Origin of the sequence: Duganella sp. Root198D2 (genome assembly GCF_001428585.1) — a bacterium.
GTDB lineage: Bacteria > Pseudomonadota > Gammaproteobacteria > Burkholderiales > Burkholderiaceae_D > Rugamonas.
This window is the reverse complement of sequence record NZ_LMIC01000001.1, coordinates 526,107-548,984: the sequence shown is the minus strand read 5'-3', so window position 1 is coordinate 548,984 and position 22,878 is coordinate 526,107. Positions and strand designations below refer to the sequence as shown.

The 22,878-nt window shown below is 65.0% G+C and carries 18 protein-coding genes; 3 read left to right on the top strand and 15 right to left on the bottom strand.

What is annotated here, in order from left to right; translation table 11 throughout:
* Positions 1–10: 10 nt before the first annotated feature.
* From ASE26_RS02510 to ASE26_RS02480, 7 genes are all read right to left on the bottom strand, one after another.
* The gene (locus tag ASE26_RS02510; protein WP_057245534.1) at positions 11–904 is read right to left on the bottom strand and encodes a type VI secretion system ImpA family N-terminal domain-containing protein; all 894 of its coding nucleotides are present in this window, start codon (positions 902–904) and stop codon (positions 11–13) included.
* A gap of 8 nt (positions 905–912) precedes the next feature.
* Entirely contained in the window at positions 913–3,519 is a 2,607-nt protein-coding gene (gene tssH, locus ASE26_RS02505) for a type VI secretion system ATPase TssH (protein WP_057245533.1), read from the bottom strand.
* Positions 3,516–3,974 (bottom strand): type VI secretion system baseplate subunit TssE, encoded by a 459-nt coding sequence (tssE, locus tag ASE26_RS02500; RefSeq protein WP_055935469.1) that lies wholly within the window; start codon positions 3,972–3,974, stop codon positions 3,516–3,518. The genes tssH and tssE overlap by 4 nt, the downstream gene beginning before the upstream one ends.
* 63 nt (positions 3,975–4,037) lie before the next feature.
* Complete coding sequence (locus tag ASE26_RS02495; protein ID WP_055935467.1) at positions 4,038–4,529, bottom strand: type VI secretion system tube protein Hcp; 492 nt, start codon at positions 4,527–4,529, stop codon at positions 4,038–4,040.
* Between the two features lie 14 nt (positions 4,530–4,543).
* Positions 4,544–6,025, bottom strand: coding sequence for a type VI secretion system contractile sheath large subunit (gene tssC / locus ASE26_RS02490; protein ID WP_057245532.1), 1,482 nt, complete (start codon positions 6,023–6,025; stop codon positions 4,544–4,546).
* The gene (gene tssB, locus ASE26_RS02485; RefSeq protein ID WP_055935464.1) at positions 6,026–6,520 is read right to left on the bottom strand and encodes a type VI secretion system contractile sheath small subunit; all 495 of its coding nucleotides are present in this window, start codon (positions 6,518–6,520) and stop codon (positions 6,026–6,028) included. It lies immediately after the preceding gene.
* Positions 6,521–6,530: 10 nt separating this feature from the next.
* Positions 6,531–7,109 carry a M48 family metallopeptidase gene (locus tag ASE26_RS02480; protein WP_055935462.1) on the bottom strand — a complete coding sequence of 193 codons (579 nt, stop codon included), beginning with the start codon at positions 7,107–7,109 and terminating at the stop codon, positions 6,531–6,533.
* A 164-nt stretch (positions 7,110–7,273) separates the two neighbouring features.
* Here ASE26_RS02480 and tssK point away from each other — a divergent pair, with 164 nt between their 5' ends.
* Positions 7,274–8,578 carry a type VI secretion system baseplate subunit TssK gene (gene tssK / locus ASE26_RS02475; protein WP_057245562.1) on the top strand — a complete coding sequence of 435 codons (1,305 nt, stop codon included), beginning with the start codon at positions 7,274–7,276 and terminating at the stop codon, positions 8,576–8,578.
* The gene (gene icmH / locus ASE26_RS02470; RefSeq protein ID WP_055935460.1) at positions 8,575–9,321 is read left to right on the top strand and encodes a type IVB secretion system protein IcmH/DotU; all 747 of its coding nucleotides are present in this window, start codon (positions 8,575–8,577) and stop codon (positions 9,319–9,321) included. Before tssK ends, icmH begins: the two co-directional genes overlap by 4 nt.
* On the opposite strand, the gene ASE26_RS02465 is transcribed toward icmH, so the two are convergent.
* The 4 genes from ASE26_RS02465 to ASE26_RS02450 form a co-directional block, all read right to left on the bottom strand.
* Complete coding sequence (locus tag ASE26_RS02465; RefSeq protein WP_082507523.1) at positions 9,318–10,064, bottom strand: OmpA family protein; 747 nt, start codon at positions 10,062–10,064, stop codon at positions 9,318–9,320. The genes icmH and ASE26_RS02465 overlap by 4 nt on opposite strands.
* A gap of 14 nt (positions 10,065–10,078) precedes the next feature.
* Entirely contained in the window at positions 10,079–11,032 is a 954-nt protein-coding gene (gene tagF / locus ASE26_RS02460; protein WP_055935459.1) for a type VI secretion system-associated protein TagF, read from the bottom strand.
* A complete protein-coding gene (tssM, locus tag ASE26_RS02455; protein ID WP_057245531.1) occupies positions 11,029–14,586 on the bottom strand; it encodes a type VI secretion system membrane subunit TssM in 3,558 nt (1,185 codons plus the stop codon). The genes tagF and tssM overlap by 4 nt, the downstream gene beginning before the upstream one ends.
* Positions 14,587–14,655: 69 nt before the next feature.
* Positions 14,656–15,369 carry a M15 family metallopeptidase gene (locus tag ASE26_RS02450; RefSeq protein ID WP_055936376.1) on the bottom strand — a complete coding sequence of 238 codons (714 nt, stop codon included), beginning with the start codon at positions 15,367–15,369 and terminating at the stop codon, positions 14,656–14,658.
* A 103-nt stretch (positions 15,370–15,472) separates the two neighbouring features.
* Between ASE26_RS02450 and ASE26_RS02445 the strand changes: the two genes are divergently transcribed.
* Positions 15,473–16,006 carry a hypothetical protein gene (locus tag ASE26_RS02445; protein WP_057245530.1) on the top strand — a complete coding sequence of 178 codons (534 nt, stop codon included), beginning with the start codon at positions 15,473–15,475 and terminating at the stop codon, positions 16,004–16,006.
* Here ASE26_RS02445 and ASE26_RS02440 read toward each other — a convergent pair.
* From ASE26_RS02440 to ASE26_RS02425, 4 genes are read right to left on the bottom strand one after another with little or no spacing between them, the layout of a single operon-like run.
* Positions 15,957–16,751, bottom strand: coding sequence for an alpha/beta fold hydrolase (locus ASE26_RS02440; protein WP_057245529.1), 795 nt, complete (start codon positions 16,749–16,751; stop codon positions 15,957–15,959). The genes ASE26_RS02445 and ASE26_RS02440 overlap by 50 nt on opposite strands.
* Positions 16,752–16,760: 9 nt before the next feature.
* A complete protein-coding gene (locus ASE26_RS02435) occupies positions 16,761–19,982 on the bottom strand; it encodes a DUF748 domain-containing protein (RefSeq protein ID WP_162259158.1) in 3,222 nt (1,073 codons plus the stop codon).
* 11 nt (positions 19,983–19,993) lie between these two features.
* Positions 19,994–21,934: a DUF6351 family protein gene (locus ASE26_RS02430; protein ID WP_057245527.1), complete on the bottom strand. Its 1,941-nt coding sequence runs from the start codon at positions 21,932–21,934 to the stop codon at positions 19,994–19,996.
* A gap of 48 nt (positions 21,935–21,982) precedes the next feature.
* Positions 21,983–22,876 (bottom strand): ABC transporter substrate-binding protein, encoded by an 894-nt coding sequence (locus tag ASE26_RS02425; protein WP_057245526.1) that lies wholly within the window; start codon positions 22,874–22,876, stop codon positions 21,983–21,985.
* Positions 22,877–22,878 lie beyond the last annotated feature (2 nt).

Genomic DNA, 22,878 nt, shown 5'->3' with positions numbered 1-22,878 from the left:
GGATCATACACTAGGCCTGCGGCGCGGCGCCGAGCAGCTCGTCCAGCTGCGCGACCTGCGCCGGATCCTTGACCACGGCGCGCAGCCATTCGTGCAGCGCCAGTTCGCCCCAGTTGGCGGCCTTCTCCGCCAGGTAGGCAACAGGGCTGTGCGGCTCCGTGCGGCGGAAGAACTCGGCCACCAGGCGCAGCTGCACCAGGGCGTGCTCGCGCGTCTGCGGCATGGCGGGCTGGCCCGGCGCGCCGGGTCGCGGCGCGCACGCCTTCGCTGCGGCCGCGCCGCCAATGGCGGTGGGCTCCACCGCCCGGCCTGGCGGCGCGGTGCGCTCGGCATCTTCGAGCGCACGCTGCACTGCGTCCCGCGCTAGCCCGAACGCCGGGCCATCCGCACCGAGGCGGGCATCGACCGCCGCCTGCAGCCGCTGTAACCCGGCCAGGCAATGCCGCGCATCCTGCAGGCCGGCTTCGGCATCGTCATCGGCCGCGCAGCCCTGCACCAGCGCCGGCGTGCGCGCCAGCAGCCAGGCCAGGCTGCCGCTGCGCAGCTCGTGCCCGCCGCCGTCGGGCAAGGGATGCAGCTGCTCCCAGAAGCGTTCGCACAAGCCGGCCAGCAGCAGGAAGCCATCGCCCAGGCCGCGCATGCGGTGGGTGTGCGCCCGTGCCTCCGCCAGCCACACGGCCAGGCGCAGGTCCTTGCTGCGCAAGCGCAGCAGCTCGGCACAGCGATTGGCCACCAGCGGCCAGTCGGCGCTATGCAAGGGAACGGCCCACTCGCCCTGCTCCAGCGTCGGGTCGTCTTGCCGCCGAGCGGCCGCAATCGCATCCATGCAGGCGTCGAACGAAACGTCCTCGCCGCACGGCTGGCCGACGCTGACCGGCACCAGCAAGTCCTCAGTGGTGAACATACGCCCTCCTATCTGGTGGTAATCCTAAACTGGCCCTGGCGCGTCACGCCCACCTTCACTTTCGCCACGGGCAGGCCCTCGGCCATGCGCGCCAGGAGCACATCGGCGACGCCCGGCAGCAGGCTGCCATGCAGGATGCTGTCGATATTGCGCGCGCCCGAATCGGTCTCGGTGCAGCGCGCCAGCACCGCCTGCACCAGCGCATCGTCCCAGCAGAATTCAGCATGGTGGTTCTCGCTGATGCGCTGGCCGACCCGGCCCAGCTTCAGCGCAATGACCTGCGCCAGCGCTTCGTCTGAAATCGGGTAGTACGGCAGCACTTGCAGCCGCCCGAGCAAGGCCGGCTTGAAATGCCGCGCCAAGTGCGGCCGCAGCAGCGCGTCCAGTTCCTGCGGCGTCGGCAGCGGCGCTGCGCCGCGGTTCAGGCAGGCCTGCATGATGGCGCCCGAACCCAGGTTGGCGGTAAGGACGATCACCGTGTTGCTGAAGTCGACCATCTGCCCCTCGGCGTCTTCCAGCACGCCGCGATCGAAGACCTGGTAGAACAGTTCCAGCACATCCGGGTGGGCCTTGTCGGCTTCGTCCAGCAGCACCACGCAATAAGGATTGCGCCGCACCGCCTCGGTCAGCACGCCGCCCTCGCCATAGCCAACGTAGCCGGGCGGCGAACCTTTCAGGCCCGCCACGCTGTGCGGCTCCTGGTATTCGCTCATATTGATGGTCACCAGCTTGCGCTCACCGCCATACAGCAGGTCCGCCAGCGCCAGTGCGGTTTCCGTCTTGCCCACGCCGGACGGTCCGGTCAGAAGAAAGATGCCTTTCGGCTGGCGCGGATCATCGAGCCCGGCACGCGCAGTGCGCATGCGCTGCACGATGCTTTCGACGGCGTGCGGCTGCCCCAGCACCCGCGACTCCAGCGCAGGCTTGAGCTGCTGCACTGTGCGTATCTCGTCGCGCAGCATGCGCCCGACCGGAATCCCGGTCCACGCTGCAACCACGCCTGCCACGACGTGGCGATCGACTTCCAGCGGCACCAAAGGCGTCTCGCGCTGCAGCGCCTGCAGTTGCTGCTGCATCTCGGCCGCTGCGCCAGCGTCGTCCTGCTGCCGCAGCGCGAGCACGCGGGCGCACAGGTCGCGCTCGCGCTCGTGTCGCGCCGCCAGCTCCGCATGCCAGGCTTGCAGGCTGCCCCGCTCGTCGCGCAGCGCCGGCAGCGCCGAAGGTCGCGCATCGGCGGCGCCGGCGCCGCAGGACGCGTCCCGTTCCAGCGCCGCGATGCGCGCCGACAGGCGCTCGATCTGGCAGGCTGCATCCTCCAGCAGGGCCGGCAAAGCGCACTGCCCCAGTGCCACGCGGGCGCAAGCCGTATCGAGCACGCCAACCGCCTTGTCGGGCAGCTGGCGGCTGTTGATGTAGCGATGCGCAAGGCGCACCGCGGCCGTCACCGCGTCGTCCCGCACCCGCACGCCGAAGTGCTGCTCCATCAGCGGCACCATCGCGCGCAGCATGCCTGCCGCAGTATCCTCGTCCGGCTCCTCGACCTTGACGACCTGGAAGCGGCGCGCCAGGGCGGCATCTTTCTCGAAAAAGCGCTTGTACTCGCTCCAGGTAGTTGCCGCGATCGTGCGCAACTCGCCGCGCGCCAGGGCTGGTTTCAGGAGGTTGGCGGCGTCGCCCTGCCCTGCCGCACCGCCGGCGCCAATCATCGTATGCGCTTCGTCGATGAAAAGGACAATAGGGTGCGGGCTGCGGCGAACCTCGTCGATCACATTTTTCAGGCGGGCTTCGAACTCTCCGCGCACGCTGGCGCCGGCCTGCAGCAGCGCCAGGTCAAGTGCGTGCAGGGCCACACTGCGCAAGGGCGGCGGCACCTGGCCCGCCGCAATGCGCAAGGCCAGGCCTTCCACCACCGCAGTCTTGCCCACGCCAGCGGCACCGGTCAGTATCGGATTATTCTGGCGCCGGCGCAGCAGGATGTCCATCAACTGGCGCACCTCCGCCGCGCGCCCAATAACCGGGTCGAGCTTGCCCTCGCGCGCCAGCTGGCACAGGTTGACCGTATATTGCGCCAGCGCCGGAGCCGGCGCCGATGCGGCCAGCTGCGCCGCCCCGTCCTGCGTCGCAGCCGGCAGCGCGCATTCCACCGAGCCGGCGACGTACTTTTCCATGCGGTGCTTCAGGCCATCGACCGGGAAGCGCGCGAACAGGCCCGAAATTCGGGCCGCCTGCTGCGACAGCTCCGATTCGGTCAACAAGGCAAGCAGCAGATGGCAGCTGCGCACCTGGTCAGGCTGCGGCAGGGCCAGCGAGGAAATCAGCCAGGCATGCTCGAGCAATAATTGCAGGCGCCGCGCGAATACCGGAACACGGGTCGCGGCAATGCGCACGCCGGCCAGCTCGCGCCGCAAGTCCGCTTCGAGTGCGCTCATGCTGACGTCGCTGCGCCGCGCTATCGCCTGCAGGTCGCATTCCGGCTGTTCCAGCAGCGCAAGCAGCAGGTGCTCCACATCCACTTCGCCGTGCCCCATGCCGATAGCGATATTTGCGGCGCGGGTGGCACCGGTGCGGCAGGTGTCGTTCAGTTTTCCAATCAGGGTTTTCAGTTGAATGCTCATGCAATGGCTCCGCGCTTGATGGAATAATGCAGCGATGACGGCTGCAAGGCGGCGCTGAAGCTGACGGCTTCGTTTGCGCCATGCACCCGCAGCATGCCGGCAATGACGATATCGATGCGGTTGACAGTACCGTTGCGCTCGGCCAGCGTCACCTGCACATTGCATAGCCGCGGTTCATGCCTTTCGACGGCCTGGCGAATGCTGCTGCAGATGCGCAGCCTGTCTTCGCTGCTGCTATGCGACAGGCCTGCGAAATCGGCCAGCCCGAAATTCAGGATCGACCCTGCACATTCCGGGTACGCCTGCAGCAGCTGCCTTGGCAGCGCCGTGCGCGTGTTCAGCAGCGCTTCGAGGTCGCGCGCCACGCTTTCCTTCACCTGCTCCGGCGACAGGAAACGCGCGCCGGGCTGTGCCCCCAGCAAACGGTCCAGCAATCCCGGCCGGTAGCCGCCCATGCCGCACCTCCGAAAAAAACGGCTGCAGCACTTGCGCGCCGCAGCCGCAACTCCCTCCAAGAATCATGCGACGCGGTTGCTGGCCAGGTCCCAGCCGCCGGACGTATTGCCGCCCATGCCGCCCGAAATGCGCTGCTGCGTGTACTTCCAGCGCACTTTCGAGAACTTGAAGCCCACTTCTTCGGTCAGGATCTCGCCTTCCCCGACCGAAGGGGAAACCGCGCCAATCAGCACGTTATCGAGTTCGATTTCGAAGTACTTGACCCGCTCCCCTTGCGCATCGGCGCGCATGAACTCCAGCTTGGCCTTGGGGATGGTACGGCCGGCGGAGCAGGTTTGCAGCAGGATCGGCGAAGCCAGGTCGGCCAGCTTGGTGATCACCACGTCGCGATGCTCGCAGCGCTCGGCCGTATGGCCGCCGCCGGTGGATGAGGTGGCGGAACGCGGCTGCTCCACCGCCCAACTGACCGATTTGCATTCGATCCAGTCCTTATGGCGCTCATCGGTCGACTCGCCCTTGATGCCTTCGATTTGCAGGTACACGTCAATGGCCATCGCAATACTCCTTCTCAGTGGTTGGTGGTTTGCGGCAGCTCCGCCACGAGGCGAAGGGAAACGGTCAGCTCGTCGAGCTGGAAATGGGGGCGCAGGAAGCTGACGGCGCGAAATACGCCGGGCCGCCCCGGCACTTCGCTGACCTGCACCGAGGCTTCGCGCAGCGGGAACTGGGCCTTCTGTTCCTGGCTGGCGTTATCGTCCAGCAGCACGTACTTCATCAGCCAGCGATTGAGGAAGTCTTCCACGCTGGACGCGGCGGCGAAGCTGCCGATCTTGTCGCGCATCATGGCCTTCATGTAGTGCGCAATGCGCGACACGGCGAAGATGTACTGCAATTGCGACGACAGCACGGCATTGGCGTTGGCTGCGCCGGAGCTGTAGCGCACGGCCTTCTGCGCCGACTGCGCGCCGAAAAATGCTGCATAGGCGGTGTTCTTGCAGTGGACCAGGGAAATGAAGCCGAGCTCACTGAGTTCCTTTTCGCGGCGGTCGGTGATGGCCACCTCGGTCGGGCATTTCAGCGCCACCTCGCCTTCGCCGGTCTTGAAGGTATGCGTCGGCAGGTCGTCCACCAGGCCGCCGCCCTCCACTCCGCGAATGGCGGCACACCAGCCGAATTCCTCGTGCGCCTTGGTCAGGCGCGCCCCGAACGCGTAAGCGGCATTGCACCACAGGTACTTGTGGTGGTCGCGACCATCCACGTCTTCCACGAAATTGAAGCCCTCCACCGTGGTGCCGTCGAGCGGGTTGAACGGCAGGCGGCCCAGGAAGCGCGGCAGCGTCAAGCCTACGTAGCGCGCGTCTTCCGATTCCCGGAAGGCCTTCCACTTGGCGTATTCCACGGTATCGAACACCTTGGCCAGGTCGCGCGGCTTGCCAAGGTCGCCGTAGCTCTCCAGCCCGAACAGTTCGGGCGAGGCGGCGCTGATGAAGGGCGCGTGCGCAGCAGCAGCGAGGTGCGACATCTGCTCGATGAAATAGATGTCCTCGGGCTGGCGCGAGATCTCGAAGTCCCCAAGCAGCGCCGCATACGGTGAACCGCCGAATGTGCCGAATTCCTCCTCGTAGACTTTCTTGAAGATGGTGCTCTGGTCGAAATCCAGCGCGCTCTGGAAGTCGCGAACCAGCTCGCGCTTGGTGGCGTTGAGCAGGCGGATCTTCAGCGCCGGCCCGGTGGCCGTGCTGCGCACCAGGTAATGCAGCCCGGTCCAGCTTTGCTCGAGCTTCTGGAATTGGGGCGCATGCATGATGGCGCTGAGCTGGTCCGAGATCATGCGGTCCAGCTCCGCCAGGCGGGCGTCGATGGTGGCCGACAGGCTATGCGACATATGCACGGTGCCGGTCATCACTTGCCGCGCCAGTTCGCCGATGATGTCGCGCGCCCGTTCATGCTCGCTGCTGGATTTGGCCACCTTGCTTTCCTCGACAATGCGGTCCAGCAGGTCGGCGTCTTCAATCGCGGCCGCCGTTGCAGGCTTCAATTGCGCGCTCATTCAATCCTCCTTGGGCACAATGGCCGCCAGGTTTTCCGTGTTTTGCAGCACCTCGGTCAGCAGGTCTTCCAGCCGGTCGTTGCCTGCCAGCTTGTTGCGCAGGTCGGCCAGCTTGCTGCGCGCTTGCAGCAGCTTCTCCAGCGGGCCGACCTGGCGCACGATGGCCTCCGGCCTGAAGTCCTGCATCGATCCGAAGCGCAGCTCTACCGGAAATTCCCCGTCCCCGCCCAGCCGGTCCGGCACCTGGAAACTCAGCACGGGGTTCACTCCGGCCAGCACTTCGTCGAAGTTGCTGCTGTCGATGTTGACGAAGTTGCGCTCCTTCAGGCGCTTCTGCGGGGAGTCGGGATTGCCGCCAAAGTCGCCCAGCACGCCCACTACAAAGGGCAGCTCCTTGTTTTCCGTGTCGCCGCCGACTTCCACGTCATAGGTCATCTGCACCCGGGGCGGACGGACCTTGGTCAGGCGCTTCTGCACGCTGTCGCGATTGGCCATGGCTGGCTCCTTATTTGAGGGCGCCGAAAGGATCGGCAGCGGTGGATGGGTTAGGCGACGTGCGCGATGCTGGCAGCTTGATCGGCGGCGCAGTCTTTTTCAGCTGGCGCGAGCCGGCTACCGGAACAAGCACCTCCTCGCCGAGCGTGTTGCGCAGCGTGCGCGCCAGTTCCTGCGCTTCGCTGCGCACCGATCCACCAAGGCCGCTTTGCTGGTTCAGATCCGCCAGGCTGCGCGTCGCCAGGCGCAGGCCGCTGACGGCGATGATGCTGAGGGCCTGCTTGTCGGCCGGATCGCGCTGCAGCGCCTCCTGCGCCTGCACAATGGCCTCACTGTAATTGCCACGTTCAAAACGCATCTGCGCCAGTTGCAGCCAGGGCGCCTTTGCGGAAGGGTAGCTTGCGGCAGCGGCCTTCAGCGCCGCCTGCGACTTCTCGTTCTGGCCCGCTGCTGCGGCGCGGTCGGCTTCCGCCAGCATCTTCTCCAGCGTCTGGCGGCCGGCCCGTTCGCTGCCTTGCAGCGGCACCTCTACGGCGCATCCGGCCAGCGTGGCCGCGCCAATCAGTCCTGCGGTCAATAGTTTGCGCATCGCTCTCTCCTTCCGCAAAGTGAAGGCCATTATTGAATCGATGCGCGAGCTCGCCATTGCGTTGTCTCAAAGGCCGCCGACATCGCCGCGCCGCAGTTTGCGCCCGCGCAAACGCCTGCTGCACGGCGCCGGTTTTAATGGATACTTCAACCAAGGAGGCCGGCATGACTTTACCTGCGAAGATCCTTTGGAGCGAAGGCCTGTTCCTGCGTCCGCAACACTTCCAGCAGCAGGACCGCTATCACGAGGCGCGCATGCACGCGACCGTGCTGGCGGCCCAGCCAATGCTGTGGGGCGTGCAATCTGTCGAGTGGGATACGGCAGCGCTGGCAAACGGCAAACTGCGCGTACTCGCCTTGCGCGCAATTTTTCGCGAAGGCGAGTTGTTCGACGCGCCCGCCAGCGACCCGCTGCCGACGGCCATCGACCTCACCACTTTGCCGGCGGAGGTACAGGAAATCTGCTATCACGCCGCGCTGCCGTCGCAGGAATCGGACCGCTTCCAGCAGGCGCAGCGCGAGACGGAAGACTTGTTCAGCGACGCCTTGCCGGCCGGTCTGACCTACCTGCGCAAGCAAGTACGCCTGGTATCGGAACTGGAACCGCGCGGCGCTTATGACAGCTTTCCCCTGCTGCGGCTGCGCCGCGTCGTGTCGGGCAGCTTCGAGATCGAGCCCTCGTTCATGCCGCCTTCCCTTTCCATCAGCGCTACGCCACGCCTCAAGCTCCTGCTGGACCAGCTGATGGATGCGCTGCAGGCCAAGATCAACGCTTTGCAAGGCCATATGCGCGAGCCAAGCCGCAACGTCATCGAATTCCGCGGCGGCGACGTCTCCTCATTCTGGCTGCTGCACACGGTCTCCACTTCGGCAGCGACCTTGCTGCACCTGCTGCGCCATCCCGCGCTTCATCCGGAGCGCCTGTACCAGGCCATGCTCGGCCTGGCGGGTGGCCTGATGACGTATTCGCGCCTGGCCCACCTCGGCAACCTGCCCTGCTACGACCACGCGGCCCCCGGCCCGGCCTTCCTGCAGCTCGATGGCTTGATCCGCGAACTCCTCGATACCGTGATTTCGGCGCGCTATTTCGCCGTCTCCCTGCGCGAAGAAAAACCCGGCTATCACATTGGCAAGCTCGATTCAGGCAAGATCGGCGCCGGCGCCAACCTTTACCTTGCCATCGCTGCGGCCATACCGGTGCTGGAATTGGTCGAAGCAGTGCCCTTGCGCGTCAAGGCCGGCGCACCGGACGACGTCGAGCAATGCGTGCTGTCGGCCATGCCAGGCGTGAAGCTGGTGCACGCCCCGCAGGTGCCTTCCGCCATCCCGGTGCGCCCGGACACCTGCTACTTCACGCTTGAGAACCGTGGCGTACTTTATGAGCAGATGCTCAAGGCGCAATCCATTTCCATTTATGTTCCAGCAGGGCTCAAGGAATTGAGGCTGGAATTGCTGGTGGTGGCCGCATGAACCATTTCATCGAGCGGCGCGCCGCGCCGCCGCAACAACGCGTCCCGGCACTGGTGGACTTGATGCACGAAGGCTTCCACATGCTTTCCCTGCTGCGCCATGGCGGTGCGCCTCCAGGTGAAGCGCAATTCGCCGGCGCCATCCGCAGCTTCCTGGAAGATTTGGGCAGCCAGGCGCGCGACCTGCACATCGCAGCCGATGATATCGAGAGCGCCAAGTACGCCTTCTGCGCCGCCCTGGACGAAACCATACTCGCATCCACTTTTCCCTTGCGCGATGCCTGGGAGCGACGTCCATTGCAATTGCTCCTGTTTGGCGACCAGCTGGCGGGCGAACACTTCTTCGACAAGCTTGAGCAGCTACGCCTGAAGGGCAGCGCCAGGCTGCAGGCGCTGCAGGTATTCCATATGTGCCTGCTGCTCGGCTTCAAGGGACGCTATGCATTGGATGATGCCGACCGTCTTTCCTGCCTCACTGCGCGCCTGGGCGAGGAGATAGCCCACCTGCGCGGCAAAGACCACGGCTTTGCCCCGCGCTCAGCGCGGCCTGACAATATCTCGCACAAGCTGCAAAGCAACGCGCCACTGTGGATCAGCGGCGGCGTGTTCGCGCTGACGGCGCTGGCCTCGTTCGGCGCCATGCGCTATTCGCTCGCCAGTTCGACCAGCGCCACGCTGGCAGCCTACCAGGACGTGGTCAAGCAGCCCCCGCGTCCAGCCACCTTGACAATGACGCTGCCCTAGTCCGCGACCCGGAATTCGATGCGCCGGTTGCGGGCGCGCCCCTCGGCGCTGGCGTTATCTGCCAACGGCTGGTCCGGGCCCGCACCCGCCACCGCAATGCTGGCGGCGGCAATGCCTTTGGCCGCAAGATAGCTGCGCACTGCGCCGGCGCGAGCCAGGCTGAGCGCCAGGTTGGCTTCGCGCGTGCCGGTGTTGTCGGTATGGCCGATTACTTCCACCTTGCGCCCGCCAATCTGTCCCAGCGCTGCCGCCATTTCATCCAGGATCAGCATCCCCGAAGGACGCAGCACCGCCTGCCCGCTTTCGAACTCGATGATGCGACGCGCCAGCACGGTGTCGAGCACCTTTTGCGCCGGGGCGTTGACGCGCAAGCCGTTGCTGATGGTGTAAGTGGGATTGAGGCTGTTTGCCAGTTCGCTGGCCACCTGCTGCCGCAGCGCCTCGTTCGCAACATCGCCGCGGATCCCCACCCGGTTGCCTTCGACCGTCAACTGGCCCTGGGTCACCTGCATCAGCGGCTCCGCCAGCAGCTTTTGCATATGCGCGCTCCAGTTGGGCGGCGCCACCACGCTGCCGATCGCCATCTGGTCTACCACGCGGGCGGCGCCATACAAGGCGCGCGCCCGTTGCAGGATGGCGGCCTTGGTCGCTTCGTCCGGCACCGTGCCGGCCACGACGACCGGTGCAGTCTGCGCGGCAGGCGGCATCCAGGCCAGGTAGAAAACCAGGGCCAGCTTATGCATGGCAGCCTCCTTTGTCAGCAGAAAGTCTCATGGAACAGTTGAACGGCCGTCGGCAGGCCAAGCTGCCCCTGCTCCAGGCAAGCCGCCAGGCGCTGCAACGGTGCGTCGCCATGCACTGCGCCTTCCGCCCAGGCGCAGTCGCCAAGGGCCACCATGCCTTCCCGGGCAGCATCGGGGTCGATTACAGAGAACAGGCTGGCCGGGTTCGCGCCGTCCAGTCCCAGTACCAGCGAAGGCTGTCCGGCGAGCGTCGCATGGAACATGGCAATCTCCAGGTCCTGGCATGCCAGCAGCGGCGCCGCGAGCGACATCCAGAAAGCCGCAACCGGCGCCCTCAGGACCGCTTCGCGCGGCAATGGCAAGGCCAGGCAGCGCGAGGTGACCGGAACGCGTTCGCGCAGCGGCGACAATAGCAGTCCCAGTGCCAGCAGCAGGTGCCGCGCCGATGTGCTCCCGCACGGCCCGGCCAGCGAGCCTTGCAGGCTGGCCAGGCAGGAGCCGGCCATGTAGTCCGCCAGGGCCGCCGCCGCCAGCCCGGCGCCGCTTAGAGGCACCGGGCGCAGTCCATCGACCGGCCGCACAGCGGCAGTTGCCGCGCCTGCCGCGCTAGCCAGGCCTTCCCAGGCCGGCGCCAGCGCCAGCGGACTCAATGGAAGGAACTCACGCGCTTGCGCGACGTGGTGCACGGCCATGCAGGTGAACGGGAAGCGGCGAGCCGACTGATCCCGGCTCGCCAGCAGGTGCCCGCAGACCACCTGGCGCGAACGCGTGCCGATAAACGCGAAGTCCAGCGGCGGGCAAGCGTCGTAATGCTGGCGCCAGCGCGGATTGGCGGCAAGGCGCTGCATGACGGCCGCCAGCCATTGGTCCATCAATTCCACCAACACCTGGTCGCCTGGCGAGCGCACGAAATCACCGCATCCCGGCAGCTTGCCGAAATAGGCGATGCGCTGCGACGGGGCGTTCATGGCGCGCTCCCTTTGCCGGCCACGGTCTCAGGTAAGCGCATGCCGCGAAAACCGCCGTCGCCCTGGGCGCTCCCCGGCGCGCTGGTGATGCGCAGGTCCACCGACACCGCGACAGCGCCACTGCTCCAGCGCAGTTCATGCACGCCCTCCTCTTTGCGCGTACGGGAGGCGGAATCGATCATCTTGCGCAGCCCCGCTGCCCCGCTCTCGCCGAACAGCTCCACGACCTTGCCTTCCGGCGTGACGCCACTGATTCGCACGCCGCTGCTGCCCTGCGGTCCCGGGTAGACCATGTTCACCCATTGCGGCGCGCTGTTGCGAAAGCGCAGCAGCTGGCCGTCGATCTCAATCGAGTACTCCGCCAGGCCGCTGGCGGCATGCGGCAGGAGCTGGAATAAGGTCTGCGTAGCCGATGCCACGCCGCCCGCCGCCAATGGCGCCATCCAGGCCGGAAAGCGCTGCAAGGTCTGCGGCGAGAGGCCGATGCCGATATCGGCCCAGGTCCTGGGCGCCAGCACATCGCCGCGCCGCACTACCAGCGCCCCCAGGGAGTTGCCGACAAACTTCGCAATCGCTCCCTCCGGCCCGAATACCTGGCCAATCTCCGCCTGGCTTGCTTCCGCGCTGCCAGCCGGCGCAAACGGGAACTTGCCAGCGAGCGTGCGGTTGAAAGGCTGGTAGACTTGCGCCTGCCAGGTCTTGTTGATCTCGGCCTCCGCCGGCGCCAGCAGCCCGGCAAAGACCTGGATCAACGGTCGTACCAGAAGCGGCCGGATAGCCTGCTTTTGCGCATCGTCCAGCCCCGCCATCATCTGTTCGTCGACGTGGCGCAGAGCCTCGGACAGCTCGGAACCCTGGCCTTCGAGAGTTTGCTGCATCAGTTGCCGGGCACCTGGACCGGGGTCGCCCTGGTTGCCGATGCCGTTCAGGCGCGCGCGCAGCCGCGAAAGGTGCTCGAGGTAAGTCCGCATCAGCGATCCATCCTTGTCGCGCGCTGCCAGCAATCCAGCCACCGGAGCGAACTCGCGCCCCAGCGCCCCGGCTTGCGGCAGCGCAGCCGCCACGGCTCCCGCCGCCGGCGCGCGCTCGAACAGCCGCGCCTTGAACCAGTGCGCCAATCCCTGCTCCGCCTGTTGCACGCCGGCCGCCGCAAGCCCCGGGCTGTCCCAGCTGGTTTGCGCCGCCACCGTGTTCCACACTTTCAGCAGCGGGGAAATGGCCGGGTCGCCCAGGCGGTTCATGGCCTCGACCGTGTGCGGAAAGTCGGGCATGCGCGCAATCACGACGCCCTGCAGGAATGCTTGCCACTCCTTTGCATATTCGGACTTATAGCTTTCGGTCAGCGCCTTCTGCACCTGCTCGGGACTGCCCTCCAGCGTCAGGTCGGTGCGCTCCGCTGTTTTCAGCACCCAATCGCTCGACTGCAGCGCGCTGTTGGCCGCCTCGCGGATCGCAGGCCGGACATAACCCTCCCACGCTTCGCGTGTAAACGCGCCAGATACGGCGTGGCTGCCCTGCACCAGCTCCCGATCCTGTGCGCCGACTATGCGTGCCACCGTCATCGCGGGATAGCGGGTACTGGCGCGCGCCTTGATTTCGGCATAGACGCGCTCGCGGGCGGTCATGCCGCGCACTACTTGCCGCAACTGGCCGCGCGCCGTATCGACCATCGCCAGCCGGGCTTCAATGCGCGGCCAGGCCGGATCGTTCAACTGCGACAGGTAAAATGCCAGCAAGCCTTCCGCGCTGCGCAACAACTGTTCGCGCGGCATGGCGCCACGATTGGTCTCCAGCCAGCTGCGCCAATGGCGCGTAAGCTGGTCGCCCAGGTGGCCAGTTTCCGCATGCGACTTATCCGCCAGCATCAGGTAGGTTTTCAGCGCATTATAGGAATCCTCGACGTTGCCCGCCTCGCGCTGGCCCAGGGCGAACAATTGCGTTTCCAGGCTGGCCGCAACAGGCTTGAGCAGGATCTCACCCATACCTTTGAAATACTCGCTGCGCAGCTTGCGGCCCAGCGCATCGCCCTGGTACAGCCCCATACCCAGCAGCCAGGGCGATTCGCGCTCCAGCGTATCCAGTTGCTCGATGCGGTCCTGCAGCAGCTGCAGCGCTTCCAGGCGCGATTGCAGGTCCGGGCTCTGCGCCTGCATCTTGACGGCCTTGTCCAGGTCGGCCGCCGCATTGGCGACCAGTTGCGCATTGCCCGAATACGACCAGGTCCAGGCGCCCAGGGCTGCACCGAGAAGCAGGATCGCAGCTGTAAAGCCGCCATTGCGCAGCAGCCGCTGCTTGCGTGTCGCATATTGGGAAACCAGATCCTTGTCGGCGAAGATCACTTCACGGAAAAGCCGTGGCAGGAAATATCCCGCCCCGCTCCCAGTGCGCGGCGCAGCATCTGCCGGCAGCGCCAGGCCGAAGCGCTGGGCCACCCGCAGCGACTGCGCGCACAGCGGCTGTCCTTCCTGCAGGGCACTGGTGAAGTAATAGCCGCGGAACAAAGGGCGGAACTGGAAGGGGTTGTCCTCGAACAGCGTGGCCAGGAAAGCCATCAACGGCGCACGCAGGGCTGCGAACTCCAGCGGGAAGGTATGCACGCCAGCGGGCACCAGTTCGCGCCGCCGCTGGGTCATGCTGGCGATTCCCATCTCGCGCAACCCTTGGCACAACTCATCGAAGCTCTGTTCGAAGAACGCCAGCATGTCGCCGCAGCCGACCTTCTGCTTGAACGGCATGGTGGCGCCCCAGGGCCGTTCGCGTTCCGGCGCGTCCGCATCCGCGAAAAAATCGGCAAAGCCGGCTACCAGGTCGGCTTTGGTGAACATGACATACACTGGCGCGAAGACTTCCAGCTTTTCGATCAGGTCCTGCACCCGCTGGCGCAGGCTGCGCGCAAGCTGCAGTACCGGCTCGGTCTCGTCGCCGCGCAACTCGGCGATGCTGACCGCGATGACGATGCCGTTGATCGGCGCCCGTGGCCGGTGCTTCTTCAGCAATTCCAGGAAACCATGCCACTCCTCCCGGTCAACCGCTTGCACCGCGTAGCGGCCGGCAGTATCGAGCAGGATGCCTTGCGCAGTAAAGAACCAGTCGCAGTGGCGCGTGCCGCCAACGCCCTGGATGGCTTTCTGGTCGGCGAACGGGAACTGCAAGCCGGACTGCGTGATCGCGCTGCTTTTTCCCGCGGCCGGATTACCGATCACCATATACCAGGGCAATTCGTACAAGGCGCGCGCGCCGCTTGCGTGACCGAGGCGCGAGTTCCTGATCGTGCCGAGCGCCTCCAGCAATGCGCTGCGAACCGCTTCGAGGTCGGCCTCGGCACGCGCCTCCGCCGGCGGCGCCGGCTCTGTTTCACGCCGCCGTGCAAGATAACGGCGGACGCCGCAAACCGTCAGCGCCAGCACCGCCAATGCCGCGACGCCGGCCAGCGCCCACACCAGGGCCAGCTGCAGAAGTCCGGCGCCGACGAAGAGTAGCCCCGCCACCACAGCAAAGGCCAGTATGTTCAGGGTGCGCCGGTCGGTGAGCAAGTACCAGGTTCGTTGCAGCATGATGGGCCGGAAAAGGGGGGCAGGTTGGCCGATGTTGCCATCAAGCGCTGCTCTCCTTCTTGAGCCTCCTCAAGCCCTGGTGCCGCGTGTGCGCAATTCGGTGTGGCCAAAGTCCATCATGGTCCAGCGCCCGCCCCATATCATGCCCGCCGCTTCCGCGGCCTCGCCGTACAACCGGTAGCCGCGCATCGCCCAGGGATCGCGTTCGCTGATGACCAGCTTTCCCTCGCGGATAAAGGCGCAATCGGCGGCCAGCCCGAACTGGTGGAAGCTTTGGAATGCCCGGGCGTTGCTGACATGGCTGCCGGCCGCGGCCAGCCTGTCCTGCCGTTCGGGGCTGCGGTAGCCTTCAAGCAGGACCATCTCGTAGCCATGGCGATCGCGCATCACGCCGAACACCAGTAGAAGGCGCCGCGCGAAATCCTGGTCCAGGCGCTGCCAGTCGCGGTCAGCCTGCGACAGCATGGGGCGCTGCAGCTCCACTTCCGCAGTGGCGAAAGCCAGCGGCGGCAACGGTGGTGGCGGCACCAGTTGCTCGCCTTGCAGCAATGCCGTGATCTGCCGGTCGGCCGGGCGGGCGCTGTCGTCGAAAGCCGGCACCATCTGGCGTGGCCGCAGCAAGCGCACCAGCAGCGGCGGAGCCAGGGCCAACAGCGCAGTTCCGGCGCCGATCAACAGCATGCGACGCTGGCGTGGGCTGGGACGGCGTTTTGGAGGGAACAGGACCAGCCAGCCGGCAGTGCTGGCCGCTACGAAAATGCCCGCGACGATAAATGGCAACATGGTGCGATCCATCAATACGAAAGCGCATGCAGCGCGCGACACTTCAATCCTATGCCGTCCCGCAATTGGACGGCTCGAGCGAGATCAAGCTTTGGGAGGACTCATGCGGCCCGACTTGTTTGCAGGCCCCGCGCTGCGGGATGATCGCCATCGCATCCTGGCGCGGCTGGCGAACGGCGGCAGCGTGCCGGCCCCGGTACGCCGGTGGATCCGGTGGGATGCACCGCAGCGCGCGCACCTTGCCGCAGTGGCGACGCTGCTGGCAACGTGCGCTGCGGCCTGGGCTTGGCTGCAGGGCCATGGAACGGCACCTGAACGGCAGCCGGAATTGCCGGCATACCGAGCGCCGCCCGCGGCTTTCACGCCGCCCGCACCCTCAACGGCGGCCGCGCAGCAGGCCGCGACCATCGTGAACGCGGCAATGCCGCATCGCGAGCTTGCAGCCGCGCCGCCGGCAGGGGCAAAGCCGGCAGGATCAATAACGGTACACCCGCGCCCTGCGAAGGCAGCTGGCGCACCGCACAAGCTGCAGGCCCCTGCTGCGGCGCCCGAAAGCGATGAAGATGTCGACTTGCTGGCGGCAATGCTCAAGCACGCAAAGCCGCAGAAGCCTTCGCCTGGCTTGCCAAAGGATTGATGAACGCGGCCATGGCCTGCAAAGTGGCCCCTGGCTGCTCGATATGGGGACTGTGGCCGCAGCCTGGCAGCAGCAACTGGCGGGCACCGGGCGTTCCCCGCTCGATGGCATCCAGTTGCGCGCCGGAGCCGTAATGGTCGTCGCTGCCCTGCATTGCCAGCAAAGGACATGCGATCGCCGGCAGCAGGTATTCGATATTCCACTGCCTGAACCAGGGCGCCAGCCAGGTATCGGCCCAGGAAGCAAACACCTGCTCCGCCTTGTCGCCGTGATAGCGAGCCAAGGCGCGCATCTTGCCGGCAGTGTGGGCAGCCAGCACGGTCCGGATGCCCTCGATCGTCATGTCTTCGACAAACACGTGTGCAGCAGCGCTGATTACGCCGCACAAGCCAGGTGGCCGACCCGCCGCATAGATCAGCGCAATGCTGCCGCCATCCGAGTGGCCCACCACGATATGCTCGCGGCCAGGCGCCAGGCGCTCCATCACTGCCGGCAGTTCGGCCAGCGCAAACTGGTGCAGGTAGTGCACGCCGCGCGGCGCAAGCTGCGCTGAGGACCGGCCATAACCCTGCCGCTCATACACCAGGCCTGCGCAACCGGTGGCAGCGCAAAGCCGTTCCGGAAACTCCTTCCACATCCGGATGCACCCAAGACCCTCATGCAGGAACACCAGTAACGGCTGGCACGGATCGCCTTCGATCAGCTCATAGTGCAGTTGCGCGCTACCCAGTTCCAGCATCGGCATACATGGCTCCTAGTGCAAGGCAAACTCTACGCGGGCAGCCGCGCCGGCCTTGGGCGCAACCAGGAAGATGCGCTCCGGCGCCACCTTGCCCTGTCCCACCAGCCAGTCCTTGGCTGCTTGCGCGCGCCGGTTGCCGAGGGTGATGAAATCGTCCTGGTCAGGGTTGATATTGGCCAGCATCAGCTTTTCCATTTCCTCCGCAGGCAGCGATTTGGCGAAACCCAGCGCATTGCGCGGCTTAATGAATTTTTCTTCTTTGTAGGCACGCTCCAGCAAGGCCGCGCGCTCCTCGCCGGTCACCACAACCCCGCCTTCCGGCAGCGCGCCGCCGCGTGCCTGCAGCTCGCGCGTCTTGAGCTGGCGCAGTTTGCGCTCCAGCGCCACGTGTTTGAGCGCCTCCAGTTCCGCAGCATCATCGAAGCGGCCGGTAATATCGAGCTTCAAGGCGGGGCGCTCGGTCAGCGCCTTGGCCAGCGATTTCAGCTTGCCTTCAGATGCCGGCAGCAATGCCGCACGGCCCTGGTCGAACTCCAGCATCGACAATTCCTCGCCGCCGCCAAACAGGGAACCGATCAGGGCAAATGGCGAAGTGACAGTCTTCATGATGGCGTTGCCGATCACCTTGAGGATGATGCCGCCCAGCGAGAATTGCGGGTCGTCCAGCGAGCCGCCAATCGGTACGTTAATGTCGATCACGCCATTGCGGTCGCTAAGCAGTGCCACCGCCAGGTTCACCGGCAGCTTGGTGGCGTCCGGATTGGTGCTCTCCTTGCCGAAGGTGAGCTGGTCAAGCACCAGGCGGTTTTCCGCCTTCAGCTGGCGGTTTTCCAGCGCATACGAAACTTCGAAAGTCATCTTGCCTTTTTCGATGCCGTAGCCGACGTATTTATCGGCATAAGCCGAGAGCTGCGACAGCTCCATGCCGCGCACTTCGGCGCGCAGGTCTAGCGAAAGCTCGTGCTTCAGCGGATGCACCCGGCCGGCGATCAGCAATGGCGCCCCGCTGACGTTGCCGCGCAAGTCGACATTCGCACTGTGCGCCGGATCCGACGACAGGCCACTCACAGTGCCGCCCAGTTCCTTCAGGTTGGCCGTGTAGTTCGGCTTGATGAAGTTGTCGGTAAAGCGCACGCGCCCGCCGGAAAGCTGCACCTTGCCGATACGGATCGGCGGCAGCGATTCCGCAGGCTTCGCAGGAGCCGCCTTTGGCGCCGGGGCTGGTGTCGCGGCGGCAGGCGGCGCTGCTGCCTGCGCCACATCATTCGCCTTTGCCTTGGCATCCTTGACTGCCTGCGCACGGGCGCCAGCCTCGGTCAGGCTCTTGCCCTCCTCGCCTTCCTTGCGCGTCACGTCCTGCACGTTCAGGCGACCGTTCGGGTCAATGATCACGCGCGCGAAGAAGTCGTCCAGCGCAACGCGTTCAATGTTCAGGGTGAACGGCTTGAAGTTCACATCCATGCCGCCAAATGCCAGCGACTTCCAGCTCAGGAAATCATTCGAACTGGACTTGTCGACCGTAGAAAGACGATTCACGCTGACATCGCCTTTGAAGCCGCCAGCCACCGCACCGTCCTTGCCCGTTTCAAGGCGCAGCCGCGCCTTGCTGGAAACGGCCGCCTGCAACAGGCGCAGGTTCACGTAATCGGTGACGTAAGGCTGCAAAGGCAGCAGGTCGAAATTCTTCAGCTCCAGCGCCAGTTCCGCATTCAGCGGCGAAGGCGCCAACTGGCCCTTGAGTTCCAGTTCGCCTTTATTGACGGCGGTTTTCAGCGCCACCTCGGCAGACGCACCAGGCACATTCGAGTAGCCTTCGACGGTCAGCGCCAGCGGCGACAGCTTGAAGACAGTCGGCTCTGCACGCAGGTCTTCACGCAGCTTTGCGTTCCACTCGCTGATTTCCAGCTTGCCCACCTTGACCTGCATCGGCTCTTCGCCAGCCGCTTTGGCCGCCGTCTTGTCGCCGCCAGCCTTTTCCGCCAGCTTGCCCTGGTGGACGTCGATTTCCGCACTCCCGGACGTGACGGATGCAATATCCAGCGTGTGCTTGCCGCCATCGAAGGCGATGTCCTGCACCACCAGCCCGAATTTCGCCAGGTCGGCGCGCAGGTTGCCTTGCGGCGTTTCATCGGCGTAGCGCAAGGCCGCGCCGTTGACAGCCAATTCCTTCAGCAGCACGACCGGACCAGCGCCGGCCGGCTTGGCCGCAGGCGCCGCTGCCGGCGCAGCATCCGGGGCTGCGGCTGGAACCAGCTGGGCCAGGTTCAGCACTCCCTCCTTGCTGCGTTTGACATCCAGTTCCAGCCCATCGATATCCACCCTGGCGACCTCGAAACGCTGCGCCAGCAGGTCCAGTTTGCCCAGCTTGACCTTCAGCGCAGCCAGCTTGGCCACCTGCGTGCCATCAAGCTGCTGCAACTGCGCACCCGACAGCATAGCCGCCCCGCCCAGCACCAGCGATGCCGGTTTTTCCTTCGGCTGCACCACGGTCAGGTTAAGCTGCGCCTCCAGGTGAGCCGACGGCAGCTTGAAGCCCGGTTTGAACGGCAGGTAGCCGAGGTAGTTGGTCAGGTCGACCTTATCGAGTTTCAGTTCAAGCGCATAGTCCTTCGGCTCCGCGAACGGACGCGCCTTACCCTTCAAGAGCAGCGGTGCACCGTTGATATTGGCGCTGAACAGCGGCTCGACGAAAATCGTCACGTCGGCCGGCAAGGAAGAGACAAATGGCAGGCCCAGTTTCAGGTCCTGCACCTTGTGTGTCACGCCGGCCGGCTTGTCCTCAAAAGACAGGCTGCCCTCTTCAAGCTGGATGTTATTGACCGAGAAGCGCGCAGGTTCCGGCGACGGCGGCTGACTAGCGATCAGTTTCAGGATATCGTCGATGTTGTAGCGGTTATCGGCATTGCGCGCCAGGTGCACATACGGCTTGCTCAGGCGGACTTCCTGCACGACTGGCGCCATCTTGCTGACGGACTGCCACGACAGGTCCGCACCCAGGCGATCAAAGCTGGCAAAGACCGTGCTGCCGTCCGGCTCCATCATTTTCAGGCCGCGCACCGAAGCGGCCAGCGTGAAGGGGTTGAACGAGACTTCCTCAATGCTGAGCTGGCGATGCAGTTTTTCCGAGGCCTGGCTGGCCGCCTGCGACTTGACGATTGCCGGTACGGCGAGAAAGCCGATGCCGGTATAGGCAAGCAACAGCCCGGCCAAAGTGCCCGGGACAAGGTATTTCAATGGTGGGATCTTCATAACCCGCTATTGTAATCGCACACGCCCTGCGGGAAAATGCGGGACAACCATGCCTTTTGTGCATCATTGAAGCTCACCGCAGGCCCGTAAGTTCCGTCAGTATAGGCCTTCTCCAGTGTCTTGAGCTTGCATTGGAAGGTGTCGCCCCGGATTGATTCGCCCGCCACCATGCGCGGGCTGCTGTGGATCGGGAACGCCTGCGTGCATGCGCCAGGCCTGACGCCATCGAGGATGCCGCCCCACGCATCGGGGCCGGAAGCGAGCACACTGCCGGCGCTGTCCACGCAGCGGTCGGCAAACTCCACCGGCGCGCTGCCGGCGGTGAGGTATTTGTCCAGCACCTCCACTGCCTTCATCACCTGCCCCGGCAAATCGGTATCCGGCTGTGCAAACCAGATAACCTGGCGCTTTGCCTCCACCGCGTTGGCCGCCAGCAGCCGTGCACGGACCGAGAAAGCCTGCCGTGCATTGTGCATGTCCAGTTCCGCCTCGCGATACGGGCGCAGGTCAATGACAGGAATGCCAAGCCGCTTGCCGGTGAATACATGGCCTGACTCGAATGCCGCACGTATTGCCCCTTGGTCGCCCTTGCGCCGCAATGCCGGCGTACCGGCCGGCTCGCGGCAAGTCGCGCTGCGATGCATATTGGCCGAGTCGAAAGGATCGTCGTCCGGCTTGTACGGCACGAAATCGCGCTGCTCCTTCCAGCTGCCGGCGCAGGCGTTCAGCCGCAGGAATTCATCGGCATCCAGCTTCCCGGCGGCCAGCGCCGCAAGGCCATATTGAACACCCACATTATCGAGCGGGATTGGTGCGAAGCCTTCGGCATCCGTGCCATAGAATTCTTCCAGGTCGTTCCAATGCGTCCACTTCACCTTGGCGAAGGCTTGCGGCGCATAGCCATAGAAGGCAATCGCCTTGTCGAATTTACTGTCGCGGAATTGCGGATTCAGCACCGTCGGCATCGCAAAGCGCCAGCCATTGATGCACTCGGTGGTGCCGGGCTTGCCGGTAAAGGGGTTTTTCGCGGTGTCGCTGGCATTCATGCCCTGCACCAGGGACTGGCGGCTCCAGATCGCCCAGGGCGAGTTCGGGTCGCGCGCCACCTCCTCGCGGAAGTACTGGCCAAGCAAAGGACAATCGGAAATCGGAATCGATTGCGTCACCATGTCCGGATACGACTGCACCGGAATTCCCGCATCGATCAGGCCGGGACGATTTTGCGCAAACATATACTGCTGCACCGCCCCGCCCGAACCGCCGATGCCGATGGTATACACCGGCTTGCCGTAGGTTGCGCTGAAGTAGGCTTTGGTCTGCGCCGCCGTTTCCTCGGCCAGCCGCATATTGTAATGAACCCCGCTCTCGTTGCCGGACGAATTGGCAATCGCATAGCCCTGCGCCAGCAGCTTCGGCATCAACTGCTTCTCCGAGCCGTTCAGCGCACCGTTGAGCCACAGGGCCGTCCCCTGCTGGTGGCCGATGCCGACGCCACCGCGCATCCAGTAGACCAGCTTGCGATTCCAGGGCGCGCGCTCCAGCATCGCAATCGTGTAGATGAAGCGGTTGATGGTGCCGGCCTCCACCCGCACCACAAAAGGAAGCGACGCCCCGTTTACGTCAACCATCTTCATGTCGGACGGCGGCGTCTTGTACCCATTCTCGATATCGAACGGTTTGAAGCCAGCACCGGTGAAGTAGAAATACTGGATGCGCGGCTTGATCGCGCACTGGCTGCTATAGCCAAGCACCTTGCCCGCGTCGTCGCGCACCGGGTGCCCGATGCCCTGCTGGTTGTCGACCAGCGGCTGGCCAAGGCCGGATTCCAGCGTGCGGCAAATGAAAGGCTGTTGCTGGTGCTGTTGCTCATGGTGCTGCGGGGTGCTGCAACCTGCCAGGGTGATAGCCGCTAAAGCGGCCAGAATCCAAGCTTTCATGGCGCCTCCTCCTTGGCAGCCAGTGTAACGCGGCTATTGCAATTGTGCCTATCGCTTGCCCGCCAATTCCTGCGGCCGATACCACAGCTCGCTGCGCCCCAATGGCGTTTGCGGCGGCAAGTCGGGGTTAGGAATGCGGAACAGGCGGCGCCGCGCCAGGCCGGAGCGCTTGATCAGCGACCCCTTGTGCGCCATGAACAGCGCTTGCAGCGAGCCGTCCTGCACCATCGCCTCCAGTCCCGCCTCGAGCCGGGTCGCCAGCGCCTCCCCTTCCGCATCGCGCCGCGTAAAGAAGTAGCGCGCCAGAGGGTAGTAAAGCGCGATTCCCGGTTCCACCTCAAAGCCGAAGCGCTTGTGCCATCCATCGTATTCGCTCAAAGCCTCATCGACAGAGCGCGACAGGGCATCAAAGCGTTTGACTTCCAGCATCGAGAACAAACCGTCGTAATTATTCCCCTCCACCACCTTGAATCCGCCGGCCTGCAAGATGCCCACATCGACCCAGCCCTTGCCCTGGCCAATGCTAAAGCGGCGCAACTGCTCGAGGGATTCGACCTCCGCAAAACGGGGCAAGTCTTCGTGGCGTACCAAGAGCAAGCGATAGCCTATCAGGCCGCGGTCAACCGGAATGCGCACCGGACGAAACTGCAGCTCCAATTGCGCCGATGTGGCGCGCACGAAAAGATTGATGGAGCCAGCACCGGCTGCTTCGGCGCTTACCCGCGCCGGCGACATGTATTGGCTGGCCTGGCGCAACTCGTACGGACCAAACCTGGCGCGGGTCTTTTCGAGCGCCGTGCGCAGCACCTCCCAATCGTACAGGTAGCGGCTGTCATGCTCGGACTCCGGTCGTGGATAGACAATCTGCTGTGATGCCTTTGCGGGACTTGCTACAGCCGGCTGCATTATCAACAGGGCCAGGAATAGCAGGCTGAAAAACATGG

What these genes read in the sequence shown, in the direction of transcription:
- ASE26_RS02510 (WP_057245534.1), bottom strand. Translation starts at nt 904, where the DNA reads ATGTTCACCACTGAGGACTTGCTGGTGCCGGTCAGCGTCGGCCAGCCG.
- tssH (WP_057245533.1), bottom strand. Translation starts at nt 3,519, where the DNA reads ATGAGCATTCAACTGAAAACCCTGATTGGAAAACTGAACGACACCTGC.
- tssE (WP_055935469.1), bottom strand. Translation starts at nt 3,974, where the DNA reads ATGGGCGGCTACCGGCCGGGATTGCTGGACCGTTTGCTGGGGGCACAG.
- ASE26_RS02495 (WP_055935467.1), bottom strand. Translation starts at nt 4,529, where the DNA reads ATGGCCATTGACGTGTACCTGCAAATCGAAGGCATCAAGGGCGAGTCG.
- tssC (WP_057245532.1), bottom strand. Translation starts at nt 6,025, where the DNA reads ATGAGCGCGCAATTGAAGCCTGCAACGGCGGCCGCGATTGAAGACGCC.
- tssB (WP_055935464.1), bottom strand. Translation starts at nt 6,520, where the DNA reads ATGGCCAATCGCGACAGCGTGCAGAAGCGCCTGACCAAGGTCCGTCCG.
- ASE26_RS02480 (WP_055935462.1), bottom strand. Translation starts at nt 7,109, where the DNA reads ATGCGCAAACTATTGACCGCAGGACTGATTGGCGCGGCCACGCTGGCC.
- tssK (WP_057245562.1), top strand. Translation starts at nt 7,274, where the DNA reads ATGACTTTACCTGCGAAGATCCTTTGGAGCGAAGGCCTGTTCCTGCGT.
- icmH (WP_055935460.1), top strand. Translation starts at nt 8,575, where the DNA reads ATGAACCATTTCATCGAGCGGCGCGCCGCGCCGCCGCAACAACGCGTC.
- ASE26_RS02465 (WP_082507523.1), bottom strand. Translation starts at nt 10,064, where the DNA reads ATGCATAAGCTGGCCCTGGTTTTCTACCTGGCCTGGATGCCGCCTGCC.
- tagF (WP_055935459.1), bottom strand. Translation starts at nt 11,032, where the DNA reads ATGAACGCCCCGTCGCAGCGCATCGCCTATTTCGGCAAGCTGCCGGGA.
- tssM (WP_057245531.1), bottom strand. Translation starts at nt 14,586, where the DNA reads ATGCTGCAACGAACCTGGTACTTGCTCACCGACCGGCGCACCCTGAAC.
- ASE26_RS02450 (WP_055936376.1), bottom strand. Translation starts at nt 15,369, where the DNA reads ATGTTGCCATTTATCGTCGCGGGCATTTTCGTAGCGGCCAGCACTGCC.
- ASE26_RS02445 (WP_057245530.1), top strand. Translation starts at nt 15,473, where the DNA reads ATGCGGCCCGACTTGTTTGCAGGCCCCGCGCTGCGGGATGATCGCCAT.
- ASE26_RS02440 (WP_057245529.1), bottom strand. Translation starts at nt 16,751, where the DNA reads ATGCCGATGCTGGAACTGGGTAGCGCGCAACTGCACTATGAGCTGATC.
- ASE26_RS02430 (WP_057245527.1), bottom strand. Translation starts at nt 21,934, where the DNA reads ATGAAAGCTTGGATTCTGGCCGCTTTAGCGGCTATCACCCTGGCAGGT.
- ASE26_RS02425 (WP_057245526.1), bottom strand. Translation starts at nt 22,876, where the DNA reads ATGTTTTTCAGCCTGCTATTCCTGGCCCTGTTGATAATGCAGCCGGCT.